A 15849-nucleotide genomic window follows, 5' to 3' on the forward strand; every position below is an offset into this window, starting at 1 on the left:
GTGTAATGCAAAAGAAAGAGGTGTTTCAATGGACGAAATGAAGGAAGCAGTGGGGAACTGGCGGGAGGCAAAGCAGTTCAGCCCGGCGGACGAGAACGATTTCCTGCGGTGGCTGGACAAGGCCGACACCGAGGAGAAGCTCTTTTCCCGGCTGACCTTCTGGTTTACCTTCCGGGGCCTGCCTGCGGACCAGAACCAGCGGTATCATCTGGTGCAGGAGCGGGCCCGGGAGCTGCGGCTCTGGAACGGGCTGGAGCTCAAGCTCCGGCGCTGGCAGGACCGTGTGGCCGACGAGTACGAGCAGATCGGAAAGGAGGCGTTCGCGGCCCGCATCGGCGAGGACTACGCCGATTACATCAACAGCCTGACCGACCCGGAGGCCGCCCCGCAGCAGGCTGCCCCGGAGCCGGAGACCGCAAAGCCTGCCGGGGTGCAGGCGTGGTCGGCCCGGGAGCTGTCTGAAATGGTGCTGCCGCCCATCCGCCATGTGGTGGAGGGCCTGCTGCCCATGGGCATGGGGGTGCTGGTGGCAAAGCCCAAGCTGGGCAAGAGCTGGATGGTGCTGGACCTCTGCCTTGCCGTGGCACAGGGGGAGCCGTTTCTGGGGTTCCCCACCCGGCAGCACGGCACGCTCTACCTCGCCCTGGAGGACGGCAAGAGCCGGATGCAGACCCGCCTGCGCCGTTTGCTGGAGGGCAGGCCCGCCCCGGCCAACATGCACGTTATGTTTCAGGCCCAGCGGCTGGGCGAGGGCCTGCTGGAAACGCTGGGGGAGTATCTGGATGCCAACCCGGACATCCATCTGGTCTGCATCGATACCTTATCCAAGATCAAGCCCAAGGCAAAGCCCTTTGAAAATGCCTACGATGCCGACTACGACTACATGGGCAGGCTGAAGGCCTTTGCCGACAGCCGGGGCATCTGCGTGCTGCTGGTGCACCACACCCGCAAGAGCAAGAACCCCGAGGACAGCTTCGACAACATCAACGGTTCCACCGGCATCCTGGGCGCGGCGGATTTCACCATCGTGCTGGACAAGCAGAGCCGGATGGACGATGAAGCAGGCTTTCTGCTCACCGGCCGCGACATCGAGCAGTGCGAGCGGGTCATCCGCTTCGATAAGGCCCGCTGCCGCTGGGTCATGCAGGGCACGGCGGCCCAGCTGGCCGCGCAGCGCCGGGTGGCCGAGTATGAGGCAGAGCCCATCGTCAAGACCCTGCGGGTGCTTCTGCAGCAGGGGGATGGAACATGGAGCGGCTACTCCAAGAACCTGATGGAGATGGGCCAGCGGTACGCCCATACCGAGCTGGCACCTACCTCGCAGGCATTGGCCAAGCGCATCACCGAGCTTGAGCCGATGCTGTGGGAGAGGGATGCGGTGAAGTATTGGCGCAACCGACGTGAAAATGGAGGAATGCGGCATTGCTTCAAGCAGGAACGGCTGGAAAATACCCAAACCTGCCGTTCCGAACAAATAACTGTTAAGACTTAATTTTCGGCCTTTCCGGCTTTTTCGTCAATCAAGAATGCTGCCTTATGACGATTTGGCCGGTTTTGACGAAAATAATGAGTATAACGAGAACCCCCTCCGGTATGGTGTGTACCGAAGGGGGTTCGTTGGGGTTGGATGGCGTGCCCTCTCAGTCTCGCTGCGCTCGACAGCTCTCCCGAAGGGAGAGCCAACGCATCTGCAAGGGGAGAGGATGCTGAAGGTTAAACCTCTCCGTCATCATCGCTTCGCTCGATGCCACCTCCCCTAGTAGGGGAGGCCTTGGCATAGGGTTCATTTTTCGCAATGATCGCCTATCGGCTCCAAAACGCACTCCTGCCGCAAGGTAAGACTTTGCGCCAGCAGGGCAAACAGGAGCGAAGCGTCAGACCACAAAAACGCAACGGCCTGCCAAGGGCTCCCCTATTAGGGGAGCTGCCGAGCGTCAGCGACGGCTGAGAGGTTTAACCCCGCCAGCACCCCCAAAAGGTCATGCTGCAATTGCCTCTCCCTTTGGGAGAGGTGGCATCCCGCAGGGATGACGGAGAGGGCGCAGGCCCGGAGAGGTTTACCCTCCCGCCGCAAGGCTGCCCTTGGGGCAGGCATCCGGGGCGCTCTGGGCCTTCCGGGCCTCGGTGCGGGCCTTGTCATAGCAGTAGCGGATGATGGCCTGCCGCCGCACGATGCCGATAAAGATGCCCCGGTCGTCCACCACGGGCACAAAGTTCTGGTTCATGGCCGCTTCGATCAGCTGGTCCATGCTGGTGGTGACAGTCACGGCCTTGTAATCCCGCTTGTGGGCAAAGCTCGAGATGGGCACATCCTCGGCGGCTTCAATGTCCAGCCCGTGCTGCTGTTTCAGCCCCCAGAGGATATCCCCCTCGGTCAGGGTGCCCACATACTCGCCCTTGCGGTTGAGCACCGGAATGGATGCGTAGCGGTTGTTCTCCCATTTTTCCAGCGTCTGCCGCAGGGTGAAGTCATCGTAGACATACATCAGGTCCTGCTTGGGGGAAAGGAAAAACAAAATGTTCATCAAACAGCTCTCCAATCGTTATCCTATCGTAAACAGTGGTTCTGCCGTAAGGGCGCAGCTCCCGTTCCTCTACTTTGATTTTAGCACTTTTCCACAGGCGGATAAAGTCAAAACTCATACTTTTTAGAATTTATTCACAGTCGCACCCGGCCTTTTTGCAAAACATGCAGGAAAACCGTGCACAGGGCAGGGTTTTGTGGTATAATAGGAACACGAATCGGCTCACATTGCCCGCCCTTTGGAAATTGTGCTGTACACAGGGCGTGGGAAGTTGTATAATAGGGATACCGATTCCTTTCCCGGTATGCGGCGGGTTTGCCGCGGCAAGCCGGGCCACCCCAACAAGATTTCAAATAAAGGAGCAGAGCGACTATGATCACTTCCCGTTTCCCGCTGGGAGATGTCAGCTTTTCCGCCGAGTACTTCTCTACGCTGGTAGGCGAAGCAACCAAACAATGCTACGGCGTGGCCGCAATGACCCCCCGCGACCTGACCGACGCGGTCATGAGCGTGGTGCGCGGCAACGATTACTCTGAAAAGGGCGTTCGTGTCACACAGGAAGAGGGCCGTCTCGTGATCGAGCTGCACATTGCCGTCAGCTACGGGCTCAACATCTCCACCGCCGCGCGCAGCATTTCGCACCGCGTCAAGGACGAAGTGGAGCAGGCCACCGGCCTGAAGGTTGCCCGTGTGATCGTGTCGGTGGACGACGTGATCGCCTGATGGAACTGTATATTAAGGAGTAAGGACAATGATTTCTGGTAAGATCCTGCGCGACGCGATCATCTCCGGCGCGAACAACATCAACAACCAGCGCTCCCGTGTGGACGAGCTGAACGTTTTCCCCGTGCCCGATGGCGACACCGGCACCAACATGGGCATGACGGTGGGGGCCTCCGTGGCAGAGCTGAACGCGCTGGACGACGGCTGCACCGTGGGTGAGGCCGCCAAGACCGCTGCCTCCGCCATGCTGCGCGGTGCGCGCGGCAACTCCGGCGTGATCACCAGCCTGCTGTTCCGCGGCTTCTCCAAGGCGCTGGAAGGCAAGAAGGAAGCCGACACTGCCGACATCATCGCCGCCCTGAAAAAGGGCGTGGAGGGTGCCTACAAGGCCGTGATGAAGCCCACCGAGGGCACCATCCTGACCGTTGCCCGGGTGGCCAGCGAGGAAGCTGCCGCCTGCGGTGCCGAGGAGATCCCCGCCCTGTGGGACGTGGTGATGACCGCAGGCCAGAAGGCGCTGGAGGATACCCCCAACCTGCTGCCCGTGCTGAAAAAGGCCGGCGTTGTGGACGCAGGCGGCCAGGGCATCATGATCATCTTTGAGGGCATGGGCAAGGTGTTCCACGGCGAGCCCATGGTGGCCGGCGGCGAGGGTGCCCCCAACAAGGCCAAGCTCTCCACCGAGAACGCAGGCAAGGGCGTGTTCACCGACGACCTGATGAAGGTGGAGGACATCAAGAACGGCTACTGCACCCAGTTCCTCATCAACAAGTACGAGGGCGCAAGCGCCGCAAAGATGCGCGCCTTTGCCGAATCCAACGGCGACAGCGTGGTCTGCATCGAGGATGACGATGTCATCAACCTGCATGTCCACACCGCTGACCCCGGCAAGATCCTGAGCGAGGCCATCAAGTACGGCTACCTGACCAACTTCAAGATCGAGAACATGCACGAGCAGTTCCTGGCCCGCCAGAAGCAGGGCAAGAGCCTGGAAAAGCAGGCCTCCGCTGAAAAGGCTCCCGCACAGGCCAGCGAGTTCGTTTACGCCGCAGTGGACCCCAGCCGTGACTACGGCTTTGTGGCTGTTGCCGCCGGTGAGGGCCTGAAGGCCGTGTTCACCGACCTGGCTGCGGACGCTGTCGTCTCCGGCGGCCAGACCATGAACCCCGCCACCGAGGACATCCTTGCCGCCATCCAGAGCGTGCCCGCCAAGACCGTGTTCGTGCTGCCCAACAACAAGAACATCATCATGGCAGCGGAGCAGGCCCAGAAGCTGGCCGACCGTCAGGTGATCGTTCTGCCCACCCGCACCGTGCCCATGGGCATCACCGCGCTGCTCAACTTCGACCCCTCCGCCAACGCTGAGACCAACACCATCAACATGATGGCCGCCGCCGACAAGGTCAGCACCGGCCTCATCACCTACGCCGCCCGCGACAGCGAGTTTGACGGCAAGCGGATCCGGAAGGGCGAGATCATGGCTCTGGAGAACGGCAAGATCGTTGCCACCTCCACCGACCTGACCAAGGCCACCTACCGCCTGGCCCGCAGCATGTGCAAGAAGGACTCCAGCTTTGTCACCATCATCTCCGGCTGCGATGTCTCCGACGAGGAGGCCGAGAAGCTGACCGAGATCGTCAAGGCAAAGTGCCCCAACCACGTTGAGGTCAGCCACATCCGCGGCGGCCAGCCCGTATACTATTATATGATCAGCGTGGAGTAAAATTGCACTCCGGCTGAAACAGAACCGCAAAACAAACCCCCTGTGCCAGACCATGGCACAGGGGGTTTTTGATTGCACATTGTCGGTTTCTATGCTATACTGTAGCTAATGCTGGAAACAGCAGGAGAAAAGCGCTGTCTGCAATGCAGGTGGTCAACTTCGCGCTCCCGAATGCCTATTTTCCGGAAGGAAGCCAGGCGGATGGGAACGGAACTTTTTTGAATTGGATCCTTTCCCGGAGCCGCCTGTCGGCGAAGGGAGGGATGTCGGATGACTCTGACAGAAGTTTGCGCGGTACTGACGGTAGCAATTGCTCTTTTGAGCCTGCTCGTCTCAGTTGCGAAAGCGGCATTTGATGCTGGCTGGAAAATTTCTCACGAGAAGAACGATAAAAGCAAAAAAGATTGACCGCCCCCAGTCTCACAAACTCGGCGGTCAATCTTTTTGACTTAAAAGGGAACGTGGAGCTGGCCATATTGCGGTCAGCGCTCTTTCTGTTCATAGTATAGTTGATTTGCGATGGTTTGTCAAGTTCAAGCTGGGGGCCGCAGCCCGGACGGAGCGGTTCATCCGCCCAGGTCCTCCAGCACCTCCTGCAGGGCGGCATCTCCCGTCACTGTCATGCCCTGCTTGACACGCAGTGCGTCGTTTTCTGGCAGGAGGTTGACGTAAATGTCTGTCTGCCGGGCAAGGCGGGTGGGGGAGCCATCCGGCCCGCAGGTGTAGACGGCCACCATGCCCCCCTCGTCCCGGAGCAGGTATTGGGTGGGCTGGCCGGTGTCGGGCAGAGTCTGGGCCGCAAGGCTCGGTTCGGAGGGCACCGGCGTTTCGGCGGCGCTGTCCGCTCCCGGTGCAGGGGAGGGAAGCGCCAGCCGGGGCAGGGCCATCCAGAACAGGCTGAAGGCGATGGCAAAGGCGCACAGGGCGTAAAACAGGCAGAGAACTACTTTCCGCATGGAGAAAATCACTCCTTTCCAGCGGGTCTTTCCAGCGGTAGTATGCGCAAAAATGCCGTCCCTGAGACAGAAGTGCACAATTTTCACACCGGAATGCTGTACTTTACGGGGGGAAGTGTGCTATACTAGCAGTATCTGATTAGAAATAGGGGCGGCAGGCCCACGGCAAGGCCTGCCTTTGTCCAACCTTTCAGCCTGTAAGCAGCAGCTAACGGTGTTAAACCTCTCAGCCGTCGCTGACGCTCGGCAGCTCCCCTAGTAGGGGGGCCCTTGGCAGGCCGTCGCGTTTTCGAGGTCTGGCGCTTCGCTCCTGTTTGCCCTGCTGGCGCAAAGCCTTATCCTTGCGGCAGATGCCGGTTTTGGAGCATCAGCGATTATTGCGAAAAATGAGCCCTATGCCAAGGCCTCCCCTACTAGGGGAGGTGGCATCGAGCAAAGCGATGATGACGGAGAGGTTTAACCGTCAGAGAAGACTGAGAGGGCTGTTTTCCCCTTTTTGAGGGGAGATGGCAGGACTTTGACCAAGAGGGTTGTAAAGATACCACGTCAGGAGGCGATCCTTATCTCAAACGAATCGAGAAAGATCCACCGCGGCGCTGCACGCACGGACGTGCAGCCCACGGGGGGACGTAAAGTGAATGTGAGCAACAGCCGCAGGGAAGAGCCGCCCAAGCGCGGGCGTGCCCCCAGGGAGCCAAAGGAGCCCCGGGAAAAGGCGAAGCACCCCATCCTCAGGGCGCTGGGCCGCACGCTGGCCACCCTCATCTGCCTGGGCATCATGGTGTGCAGCCTGGCGGCAGTGGCGGCGGTGTACTACGCCGTGCAGGCCACGGCCAACGACGGCAACCTGCTGGATCTGGACAACATCGAGCTGAGCCAGTCCAGCACCGTGGTGGCCACCGACCCCGACACCGGCGCGCAGGTGGAGTATGCCACCCTGCGCTCCTCCAACAGCCACCGCGTCTGGGCAGACCTGGAACAGATCCCCACCAACCTGCAGTATGCGTTCATCTGCACCGAGGACAAGGATTTCTACAACGAGCCGGGCGTGAACTTCAAGCGCACCATCGGTGCCATGATCAACGAGTATCTGCTGCCCATCTACAGCTCCAAGCAGGGCGCTTCCACGCTGGAGCAGCAGCTCATCAAGAACCTGACCAGCGACAAGAGCGCCAGCGGCGTGGAGGGTGCGCTGCGCAAGCTGCGCGAGATCTACCGCGCCCTCTGCCTGAGCCGCGCCTACTCCAAGGAGACCATTCTGGAGGCCTACCTGAACACCATCAGCTTCACCGGCACCATTCAGGGCGTTCAGACAGCGGCCAACGAGTATTTCAACAAGGACGTGAGCCAGCTCACCCTCTGGGAGTGCGCCACCATCGCGTCCATCACCAAGAACCCCACCAACTACAACCCCTACACCAACCCCGAGAACCTGATCCACCGCCGCAACTTCATCATGTATAATATGTGGCAGCAGGGCATCATCTCGGAGGAGGATTACCGCAACGGCGCGGCCCAGCCCCTTGTGCTGGCCGAGGAGGACACCAACCAGAAGACCTCCTCCGTGACCAGCTACTTCACCGATGCCCTCTTCACCGAGGTGGTCCACGACATCATGGACAAGGAGGGCGTGGACGAATCCACGGCCCAGTCCATGCTCTACACCGGCGGCTATACCATCGAGGCCACCGTCAACCCCAAGATGCAGACGGCCATGGAGAACCTGATGCTCAACGAGGGCGACGCTTACTTCCCGGCCGGCTGGCATGAGGAAGAGGTGACCAGCATCTCGGACGATGACGTGCAGGTGATGAACGCCGATGGCACTCCCAAGACCCGCACCGGCGACGACGGCACCGTGTACTACTACCGCAATGTCCGCACCCAGGCGGCCATGGTCACGCTGGACTATGACGGCAATGTGCTGGCCATGGTGGGCGGTCTGGGCGAAAAGACCAAGAGTCTTTCCCTGAACCGTGCTTACAGTGTGACCCGGCAGACCGGCTCCACCATCAAGCCCATCGGCGCGTACGCGCTGGGCGTGGAGTACGGGCTGGTGAACTGGTCCACCATGCTCAACAACTCGCCCCTGTACCAGAAGCAGGACATGGTCATCCGGGATGAGGACTACTGCCGCAAAAACGGCCTGATGGGCCTTTCCGACAGTCAGCTCAAGGCCTACCCCAACGCATGGCGCAGCTGGCCCCGCAACTACGGCGGCAACTATGGCGACGGCAGCGACCTGCCCCTGTGGAACGGTCTGGCCCGCTCCCTGAACACCATCGCCATCCGGGTGGGCGACCTGGTGGGCGCAAGCAACATCTTCAACTTTGTTTACAACACCCTGCAGCTGACCACCCTGGACCCCGCCAACGACGTGGGCCTTGCCCAGATGGTCATGGGCAGCCAGACCCACGGCGTGACCCCCACGGCGCTGGCCGCTGCCTTCCAGATCTTCTATGACGGCGAGTACACCACCCCGCACCTGTACACCCGTGTGCTGGACCGGGACGGCAACATCTACCTGGAGAACAACGCCACCAGCTATCAGGCCCTGACCCCGCAGACAGCCTATATTATGAACCGTCTGCTCAAGAACGTGCTCTACTCCAACGTGGGCACCGCCAGCGGCCGCTACCCCAACTCCAACGGCATGGAGTCCTTTGGTAAGACCGGTACCGCCAGCGACGAAAAGGATCTGTGGTTCGTGGGCGGCACGCCCTACTACGTTACCGCTGTCTGGTGGGGCTACGACGCGCCTTACGATATGACCAACACCCTGGGCAAGAATCAGGCCAAGACCCGCACCTGTGTCACGGCGTGGAAGGCCTATATGGAGCAGGTGCAGGCAAACCTGCCCTATAAGGCATTTCCCACCAGCGACGGCGTGGTGGAGCGCGCCTACTGCACCCAGAGCGGCCTGCTGGCCGGGGCCAACTGCCCCAGCCGCGCCACCGGCTACTACCGTGCCGATGACCTGCCCGATACCTGCAACTACTCCCACAGCAGCGGCGTGGCCGCAGCGCAGAGCGCAGACACCGCCCCCGTTGTGGGTCAGGATACCACCGGGCTGGATACGGATTGAACCGGCGGCTGTCGCCGTAGGCGACTGGGGGGTTAAAAGTCACACTTTCTCAATTCCGGTGCGACAGCTTGCCACTTCACGCTCCAAAACTGGATAATCTGACAAAAAAGCATCCGGTCTCTTGCAATGCAGGGGGCCGGATGCTATTATATTCCCTGTAAGAACACTTGTGTTTGTGAGGTGAACAAGTTGGAACGCCGTTTTTATCTGGTGGACGCGGAGGTCCTGCCCGAGGTCTTCCTGAAAGTGGTCAAGGCCAAGGAGCTTCTGGCAAGCGGGGAAGTGCGCAGCATCTCGGCTGCCACCCGCAGCGTGGATCTTTCGCGCAGTGCTTTTTATAAATATAAGGACTGCATCTTTGATTCCGAAAATGGCCGCGAGGTCGTGACCGTAATGGCAACGCTCCGGGATGAAACAGGCGCGCTGCAAAGCCTGCTGGCGGGCATCAGCGCAGCCGGGGCAAGCATTGTTACCATCAACCAGTCCACGCCGGAAAATGGCGCAGCGCTGGTTGCCGTTACCATCCGCACCGATACCATGCAGATGACCCCTGAGGAGCTGACGGAGCGGTTGAGCCGCCAGCGCATGGTGGTGGGCGTGCACTGCGGGTATAACCTGTAAGAGCACCAGAACAGTCAGGAAATAGGAACGAGGGTTGAACTATGGCAAAGATCGCGATTTTAGGCTTTGGCACGGTGGGCAGCGGCGTGTACGAGGTGCTGTGCCGCAATGCCGCCGGTGTTTCCCGCCGGGCCGGTGAGCCGGTGGAGGTCAAGTACATCCTTGACCCCAAGGATTTCTCCGCCCATCCGGCGGCAAACCTCTTCATCAAGAACTTCGATACCATTCTGGAAGACCCGGAGATCCGGGTGGTGGTGGAGACCATCGGCGGCACCCGCTTTGCATACCCCTATGTCAAGGCCTGCCTCGAGAGCGGCCGCAGCGTGTGCACCTCCAACAAGGAGATGGTGGCCACCTACGGCGCGGAGCTGCTGGCGCTGGCCAAGGCACACAACTGTGCCTTCCTGTTCGAGGCCTCCGTGGGCGGCGGCACCCCCATCATCACCCCCATGCATCAGTGCCTGGCCGCCAACGTCATCACCGAGGTGGAGGGCATCGTGAACGGCACCACCAACTTCATGCTGACCAAGATGGTGCGGGAGAACCTGGGCTTTGACGAGGCCCTGAAGATCGCGCAGGAGCTGGGCTATGCCGAGACCAAAGACCCCGGCGACGATGTGGACGGCCGGGATGCCTGCCGCAAGATCGCCATCCTGTCCTCGCTGGTCTGCGGCCACCAGATCTACCCCCAGAACATCCCCACCCGGGGCATCCGGGACATCACCGTGGCCGATGTGGCTGCGGCGGAGCGGCTGAACTGCGTCATCAAGCTCATCGCGTGGATGAAGCGGGGCGACGACGGCAGCGTGGCCGCCGGTGTGGAGCCCTGCCTGGTGCCCAAGAGCCACCAGCTGGCCGGTGTGGACGATGTGTTCAACGCCGTGCTGGTCAAGGGCGATATGCTGGGCGACGTGGTGTTCTACGGCAAGGGCGCGGGCAAGCTGCCCACCGCCAGCGCCGTGGTGGCTGATGTGGTGGATGCCCTCAAGAACGGCTCCAAGGTCCACGACAGCCTGTTCTGGCAGCCTGCGGAGCCGGTGGAGGGGATGCTCACCGACCCGGCTCCCGCCGCATATTATGTGCGTGCAGCGGGCGTTGCTCCCGCCGTGGTGGAAGCCATCTACGGTAAGGGCCGTGTGGTGGATGAGCACTTTGACGGCTGCTCCTATCTGGTGGAGCAGGCCGATGCAAAGGCCATGGCCGAGGCAGCCCGCAAGGTGGAGACCGTGGGCGGCAGCGTGAAGCTGGTGCTGAAAAAGCTGCCCGAGGAAGCATGAGAAAAGGGGACGGACGATGAAGATCAAAGTTTCTGTTCCGGCCACCAGCGCCAACGTAGGCTCCGGCTTCGACGCGCTGGGTCTGGCCGTGACCCTGTACAACACCGTGACCTTTGAGGAGAGCGATAAGCTGGACATCTCGGCGGCGGACGGCACCCGCATCCCCCGCAACGAGAGCAATCTGGTGTACCGCTCGGCCAAGGGCCTGTTCGACAAGGTGGGCAAGAAGATCCCGCCCCTGAAGATCGTGCAGACCAACCCCATCCCCATGGCCCGGGGCCTGGGTTCCTCCTCGGCCTGCATCATTGCGGGCCTGCTGGGCGCGAACCGGATGCTGGGCGATGTGCTCAACACCCAGGAGCTGCTGACGCTGGCCACGGCCATTGAGGGCCACCCCGACAACGTGGCCCCGGCCCTGCTGGGTGGTTTGACCAGCAGCGTCTTTGAGGACGGCGTGGTCTACTCCGTCAAGCGGGATGTGGATCAGAGCCTCTGCTTTGCGGCCATCGTGCCGGACTACAAGCTGCTGACGGAGGCCGCCCGCGCGGCCCTGCCCAAGCAGGTGGCCCACAAGGATGCCGTGTATAACCTGTCCCGGGCCGCGCTGGTGCCTGCCGCCTTCTGTGAGGGCCGGCATGACCTGCTGGGCATTGCCACCGAGGATAAGCTCCACCAGCCCTACCGGATGCCCCTGATGCCCGGTTCCCGGGAGGTGTTCGGGCTGGCAAAGCAGTGCGGGGCAAAGGCCGTGTATGTATCGGGTGCCGGTTCCACCGTGATGGCGGTGGCCGAGCGCGCGGAGGCTGAGCGCTTCTATGCCGGGCTGCGTGCCGGGCTGGAAACGCTGGAAGGCCTGGACGGATGTGAAGCATTTACACTGTTAGAGCTGGATGCAGATAATGCCGGCGCAACTGTGGAATGATATAAATTGGGAGAAACTAGAGGAGAGTGACAAACTATGGCGTTGATCGTACAGAAGTTCGGCGGTTCTTCGGTGAAGGACCGGAACCGTATCTTCAACGTGGCCCGCATCGTGGCCAACACCCACAAGGCGGGCAATGACGTGGTGGTGGTGGTGTCCGCACAGGGCGACACCACCGACGACCTGATCGCAAAGGCTGCTGAGATCACCCACAACCCTTCGGCCCGTGAGATGGATATGCTGCTGGCCGCCGGTGAGGAGATCAGCATCGCGCTGCTGGCCATGGCTCTGAACGAGCTGGGCTGCCACGCCACCAGCCTGACGGGCTGGCAGGCGGGCTTCCGCACCGACCGTGCCTACACCAAGGCACGCATCACCCGCATGGAGACCGAGCGCATTTCCTCCGAGCTGGAGCGCAACCGCGTGGTGGTCGTGGCAGGCTTCCAGGGCCTGAACAAGCTGGATGATATCACCACCCTGGGCCGCGGCGGCTCTGATACCAGCGCCGTGGCCATTGCAGCGGCCCTGCACGCAGACCGCTGCCAGATCTACACCGATGTGGAAGGCGTTTACACCGCAGACCCCCGCAAGGTGCGCAACACCCGCAAGCTGGAAGAGATCACCTTTGACGAGATGCTGGAGCTGGCCTCTCTGGGTGCGCAGGTGCTGAACAACCGCAGCGTGGAGCTGGCAAAGAAGTATAATGTGGAGCTGGAAGTGCTGTCCAGCCTGAATCCCGTGCCCGGTACGGTGGTCAAGGAGGTTACAAAAGACATGGAAGGTATGCTGATCAAGGGTGTTGCAAAGGACACCGATGTTGCCGTTATCACGATCCTGAACGTTCCCGATGAGCCGGGCACCAGCTTCAAGATCTTTGGCCTGCTGGCCCAGAAGAACATCAACGTGGATATCATCCTGCAGTCCACCGGCCGCGACGGCAAGAAGGATATCTCCTTCACCTGCGCCGAGGGCGAGGCTGAGACCGCCATGCGCGTGCTCAAGGAGAGCGGCAAGTTCAAGGATGCCACCTGCGACGAGACCTGCGCAAAGGTCTCCATCGTGGGTGCCGGTATGCAGAGCCACAGCGGCGTTGCCTCCAAGATGTTCGAGGCACTCTCCAACAACAACATCAACATCAGGATGATCTCCACCAGTGAGATCAAGATCTCCTGCATCATTGCCCGTGACGACGCTGACAAGGCGGTCAGCGCCATCCACGATATGCTGTTTGACTGATTGACAGGACTGCTGGTGCTCCGGGGCAACCCCCCAGTCTCGCTTTGCTCGACAGCCCCCCTAGTAGTGGGGCCCTTGGCATGGCGTAAAGCTTTGCCATTTTGCCAAGGCCGCCCCTATCAGGGGCGGTGGCATTGCGAAGCAATGACGGTGGGGTTTTCCGGAGCGCCGCAGTCCTTTTTTGCAAAAGCGAGGGGAAAGTACTATGTTGGAATCGATCAAATGCAGCACCTCGGGTGCATACTACCTGCGGGGGCAGTGGGTGCCCGACGACGCGCAGGCTCCTGCGGCACTGGCAGCCGCGGGCGTGACTGCGGAGCAGGCCGGCCAGGCCTACAAGGGCACCATGGCCTACGGCATCCTCACCGCCCACAACACCAGCGGCAGCGACCGGGATCTCCGGATCAAGTTTGATGCCATGGCAAGCCACGACATCACCTTTGTGGGCATCATCCAGACGGCCCGGGCCTCGGGGCTGGAAAAGTTCCCCATTCCCTATGTGCTGACCAACTGCCACAACAGCCTGTGCGCCGTGGGCGGCACCATCAACGAGGATGACCACCGCTTCGGCCTGTCCGCTGCCAAAAAGTACGGCGGCATCTTTGTGCCGCCCCACATGGCGGTCATCCACCAGTACATGCGCGAGCGCTTTGCGGGCTGCGGCAAAATGATCCTTGGTTCCGATTCCCACACCCGCTACGGCGCACTGGGCACCATGGCCATCGGCGAGGGCGGCGGCGAGCTGGCAAAGCAGCTGCTGGGCCGCACCTACGATGTGGCCCGCCCCGGCGTGGTGGCCATCTGCCTGACCGGCGCTCTGCCCGCAGGCTGCGGCCCCCACGATGTGGCCATTGCACTGGTGGGCGAGCTGTTCAAGAGCGGCTATGTCAAGAACAAGGTCATGGAGTTCGTGGGCCCCGGCATCGCCTCCCTGCGGCAGGACACCCGCAACGCCATTGATGCCATGACCACCGAGACCACCTGCCTTTCCTCCATCTGGGAGACCGATGAAAAGACCCGGCAGTTCCTCACGGTCCATGGCAGGGCAGGGGACTACAAGCCCCTGCACCCGGCAGAGCTGGCCTATTACGACGGCGTGGTGAGCGTGGACCTTTCCAAGATCCGGCCCATGATCGCCCTGCCCATGCACCCCTCCAACGCCTTTCCCATCGAGGAGCTGAACGCCAACCTCAAGGACATCCTCCACGAATGCGAGGAGAACGTCCAGAAGCTGGTGGGCCGTTCTGACGTAAAACTGGATCTGTGCAGCAAGATCGAAAACGGCAGGCTCCGGGTGGATCAGGGAGTCATCGCGGGCTGCGCGGGCGGCCTGTTCGACAGCATCTACGAGGCCGCTTCCATCCTCAAGGGCCATACCGGCGGCTGCGGGGATTACGCCCTCAGCGTTTACCCCGGCAGCCAGCCCATTATGATGGAGCTGAACCGCACCGGCGTGCTCACCGACCTGATGGCCAGCGGTGCCACCATCCGCACGGCCTTCTGCGGCCCCTGCTTCGGCGCGGGCGATGTGCCTGCCAACGGGGCGCTGTCCATCCGCCACACCACCCGCAACTTCCCCAGCCGCGAGGGCTCCAAGCCCGGCAGCGGCCAGCTGGCAGGCGTGGCCCTGATGGATGCCCGCAGCATTGCCGCCACCACGGCCAACGGCGGCATCCTGACCCCCGCAACGGAGGTGGATTACGACCCCACCGTGCCCGAATACCACTACGACCCCTCCAGCTACGAGGCCCGGGTGTATCAGGGCTTTGGCCACGGCGATTATGATGCCCTGCTCAAGCTGGGCCCCAACATCAAGGACTGGCCCGAGATCGCCCCGCTGGGCGACAACCTGCTGCTGAAGGTGGCCTCCTACATCACCGACCCCGTCACCACCACGGACGAGCTCATCCCCTCGGGTGAGACCTCTTCCTACCGCTCCAACCCCCTGGGTCTGGCCGAGTTCACCCTCAGCCGCAAGGACCCCGCCTATGTGGGGCGCGCCAAGGCCGTGCAGGCCGAGGAAGCCGCCCGCCGGGCAGGGCAGGGGGATGCCGCCCTGCTGGCAAAGATCCGTGCCGTGCCCGGCTGCGAGGCCCTGACCTGGGACGATGTACAGCTGGCCTCCACCATTTTTGCCGTCAAGCCCGGCGACGGCTCTGCCCGTGAGCAGGCCGCCAGCTGCCAGCGTGTGCTGGGGGCCGGGGCCAACATCGTCAACGAGTACGCCACCAAGCGTTACCGCTCCAACCTCATCAACTGGGGCATGCTGCCCTTCCAGCTCAACGGTGCGGCTCCCTTCGGCCTGGGGGACTACATCCTCATCCCCCGTGTCCGGGAAGCCCTTAAGGGCGATCTGCAGAACATCCCTGCCTATGTGCTGGGGGAGGAAGTGAAGCCCTTTGCCCTCTATATGGCACCGCTGACCTCCGATGAGCGGGAGATTTTGGCAGACGGGTGTTTGATCAATTATTATAAGCATTAAATAAAGCTCCCCGGGACTAAACCCCTCAGTCACGCTCCGCGTGCCAGCCCCCCTAATAGTGGGGCCCTTGGCATGGCGTAAAGCTCTGCCTCTTTGCCAAGGCCGCCCCTATTAGGGGCGGTGGCATCCCGCAGGGATGACGGTGGGGTTTGACTCCGGCAGCCGCTTACGGCTCAACCCCCCAGTCGCCTGCGGCGACAGCCCCCCTAATAGTGGGGCCCTTGGCATGGCGTAAAGCTCTGCCTCTTTGCCAAGGCCGCCCCTATTAGGGGCGGTGGCATTGCGAAGCAATGACGGTG

General features: G+C 61.7%; 12 protein-coding genes. 10 read left to right on the forward strand and 2 right to left on the reverse strand.

The genetic code is table 11. The features are described from left to right. Positions 1 to 28 precede the first annotated feature (28 nt). On the forward strand, positions 29 to 1492 hold the full coding sequence (locus MTP40_RS06005; RefSeq protein ID WP_249259995.1) for an AAA family ATPase: 1464 nt from the start codon (positions 29 to 31) through the stop codon (positions 1490 to 1492). A 565-nt stretch (positions 1493 to 2057) separates the two neighbouring features. Here the strand turns inward: MTP40_RS06005 and MTP40_RS06010 are convergent. Then, positions 2058 to 2525, reverse strand: coding sequence for a CBS domain-containing protein (locus MTP40_RS06010; RefSeq protein ID WP_097770740.1), 468 nt, complete (start codon positions 2523 to 2525; stop codon positions 2058 to 2060). Between the two features lie 372 nt (positions 2526 to 2897). Between MTP40_RS06010 and MTP40_RS06015 the strand changes: the two genes are divergently transcribed. From MTP40_RS06015 to MTP40_RS06025, 3 genes are all read left to right on the forward strand, one after another. Continuing rightward, positions 2898 to 3248, forward strand: coding sequence for an Asp23/Gls24 family envelope stress response protein (locus MTP40_RS06015; RefSeq protein ID WP_156069537.1), 351 nt, complete (start codon positions 2898 to 2900; stop codon positions 3246 to 3248). Between the two features lie 28 nt (positions 3249 to 3276). Then, positions 3277 to 4971: a DAK2 domain-containing protein gene (locus tag MTP40_RS06020; protein ID WP_098922602.1), complete on the forward strand. Its 1695-nt coding sequence runs from the start codon at positions 3277 to 3279 to the stop codon at positions 4969 to 4971. 270 nt (positions 4972 to 5241) lie between these two features. Next, on the forward strand, positions 5242 to 5379 hold the full coding sequence (locus tag MTP40_RS06025; protein WP_005933846.1) for a hypothetical protein: 138 nt from the start codon (positions 5242 to 5244) through the stop codon (positions 5377 to 5379). Positions 5380 to 5537: 158 nt separating this feature from the next. Here the strand turns inward: MTP40_RS06025 and MTP40_RS06030 are convergent, their stop codons facing one another. After that, entirely contained in the window at positions 5538 to 5927 is a 390-nt protein-coding gene (locus MTP40_RS06030) for a hypothetical protein (RefSeq protein WP_156069917.1), read from the reverse strand. Between the two features lie 634 nt (positions 5928 to 6561). Between MTP40_RS06030 and MTP40_RS06035 the strand changes: the two genes are divergently transcribed. From MTP40_RS06035 to MTP40_RS06060, 6 genes are all read left to right on the forward strand, one after another. Next, positions 6562 to 9012 (forward strand): transglycosylase domain-containing protein, encoded by a 2451-nt coding sequence (locus tag MTP40_RS06035; RefSeq protein WP_249259996.1) that lies wholly within the window; start codon positions 6562 to 6564, stop codon positions 9010 to 9012. 180 nt (positions 9013 to 9192) lie between these two features. Then, positions 9193 to 9633, forward strand: coding sequence for an ACT domain-containing protein (locus MTP40_RS06040; RefSeq protein ID WP_035394385.1), 441 nt, complete (start codon positions 9193 to 9195; stop codon positions 9631 to 9633). 41 nt (positions 9634 to 9674) lie between these two features. After that, on the forward strand, positions 9675 to 10910 hold the full coding sequence (locus tag MTP40_RS06045; RefSeq protein WP_005933838.1) for a homoserine dehydrogenase: 1236 nt from the start codon (positions 9675 to 9677) through the stop codon (positions 10908 to 10910). A 16-nt stretch (positions 10911 to 10926) separates the two neighbouring features. Further along, on the forward strand, positions 10927 to 11832 hold the full coding sequence (thrB, locus tag MTP40_RS06050; RefSeq protein WP_249259997.1) for a homoserine kinase: 906 nt from the start codon (positions 10927 to 10929) through the stop codon (positions 11830 to 11832). 36 nt (positions 11833 to 11868) lie between these two features. Continuing rightward, on the forward strand, positions 11869 to 13068 hold the full coding sequence (locus MTP40_RS06055) for an aspartate kinase (RefSeq protein WP_154276317.1): 1200 nt from the start codon (positions 11869 to 11871) through the stop codon (positions 13066 to 13068). 205 nt (positions 13069 to 13273) lie between these two features. Then, entirely contained in the window at positions 13274 to 15550 is a 2277-nt protein-coding gene (locus MTP40_RS06060; protein WP_249259998.1) for a hydratase, read from the forward strand. Positions 15551 to 15849 lie beyond the last annotated feature (299 nt).

Origin of the sequence: Faecalibacterium sp. IP-3-29 (assembly GCF_023347335.1) — a bacterium.
Taxonomy (GTDB): domain Bacteria; phylum Bacillota; class Clostridia; order Oscillospirales; family Ruminococcaceae; genus Faecalibacterium; species Faecalibacterium duncaniae.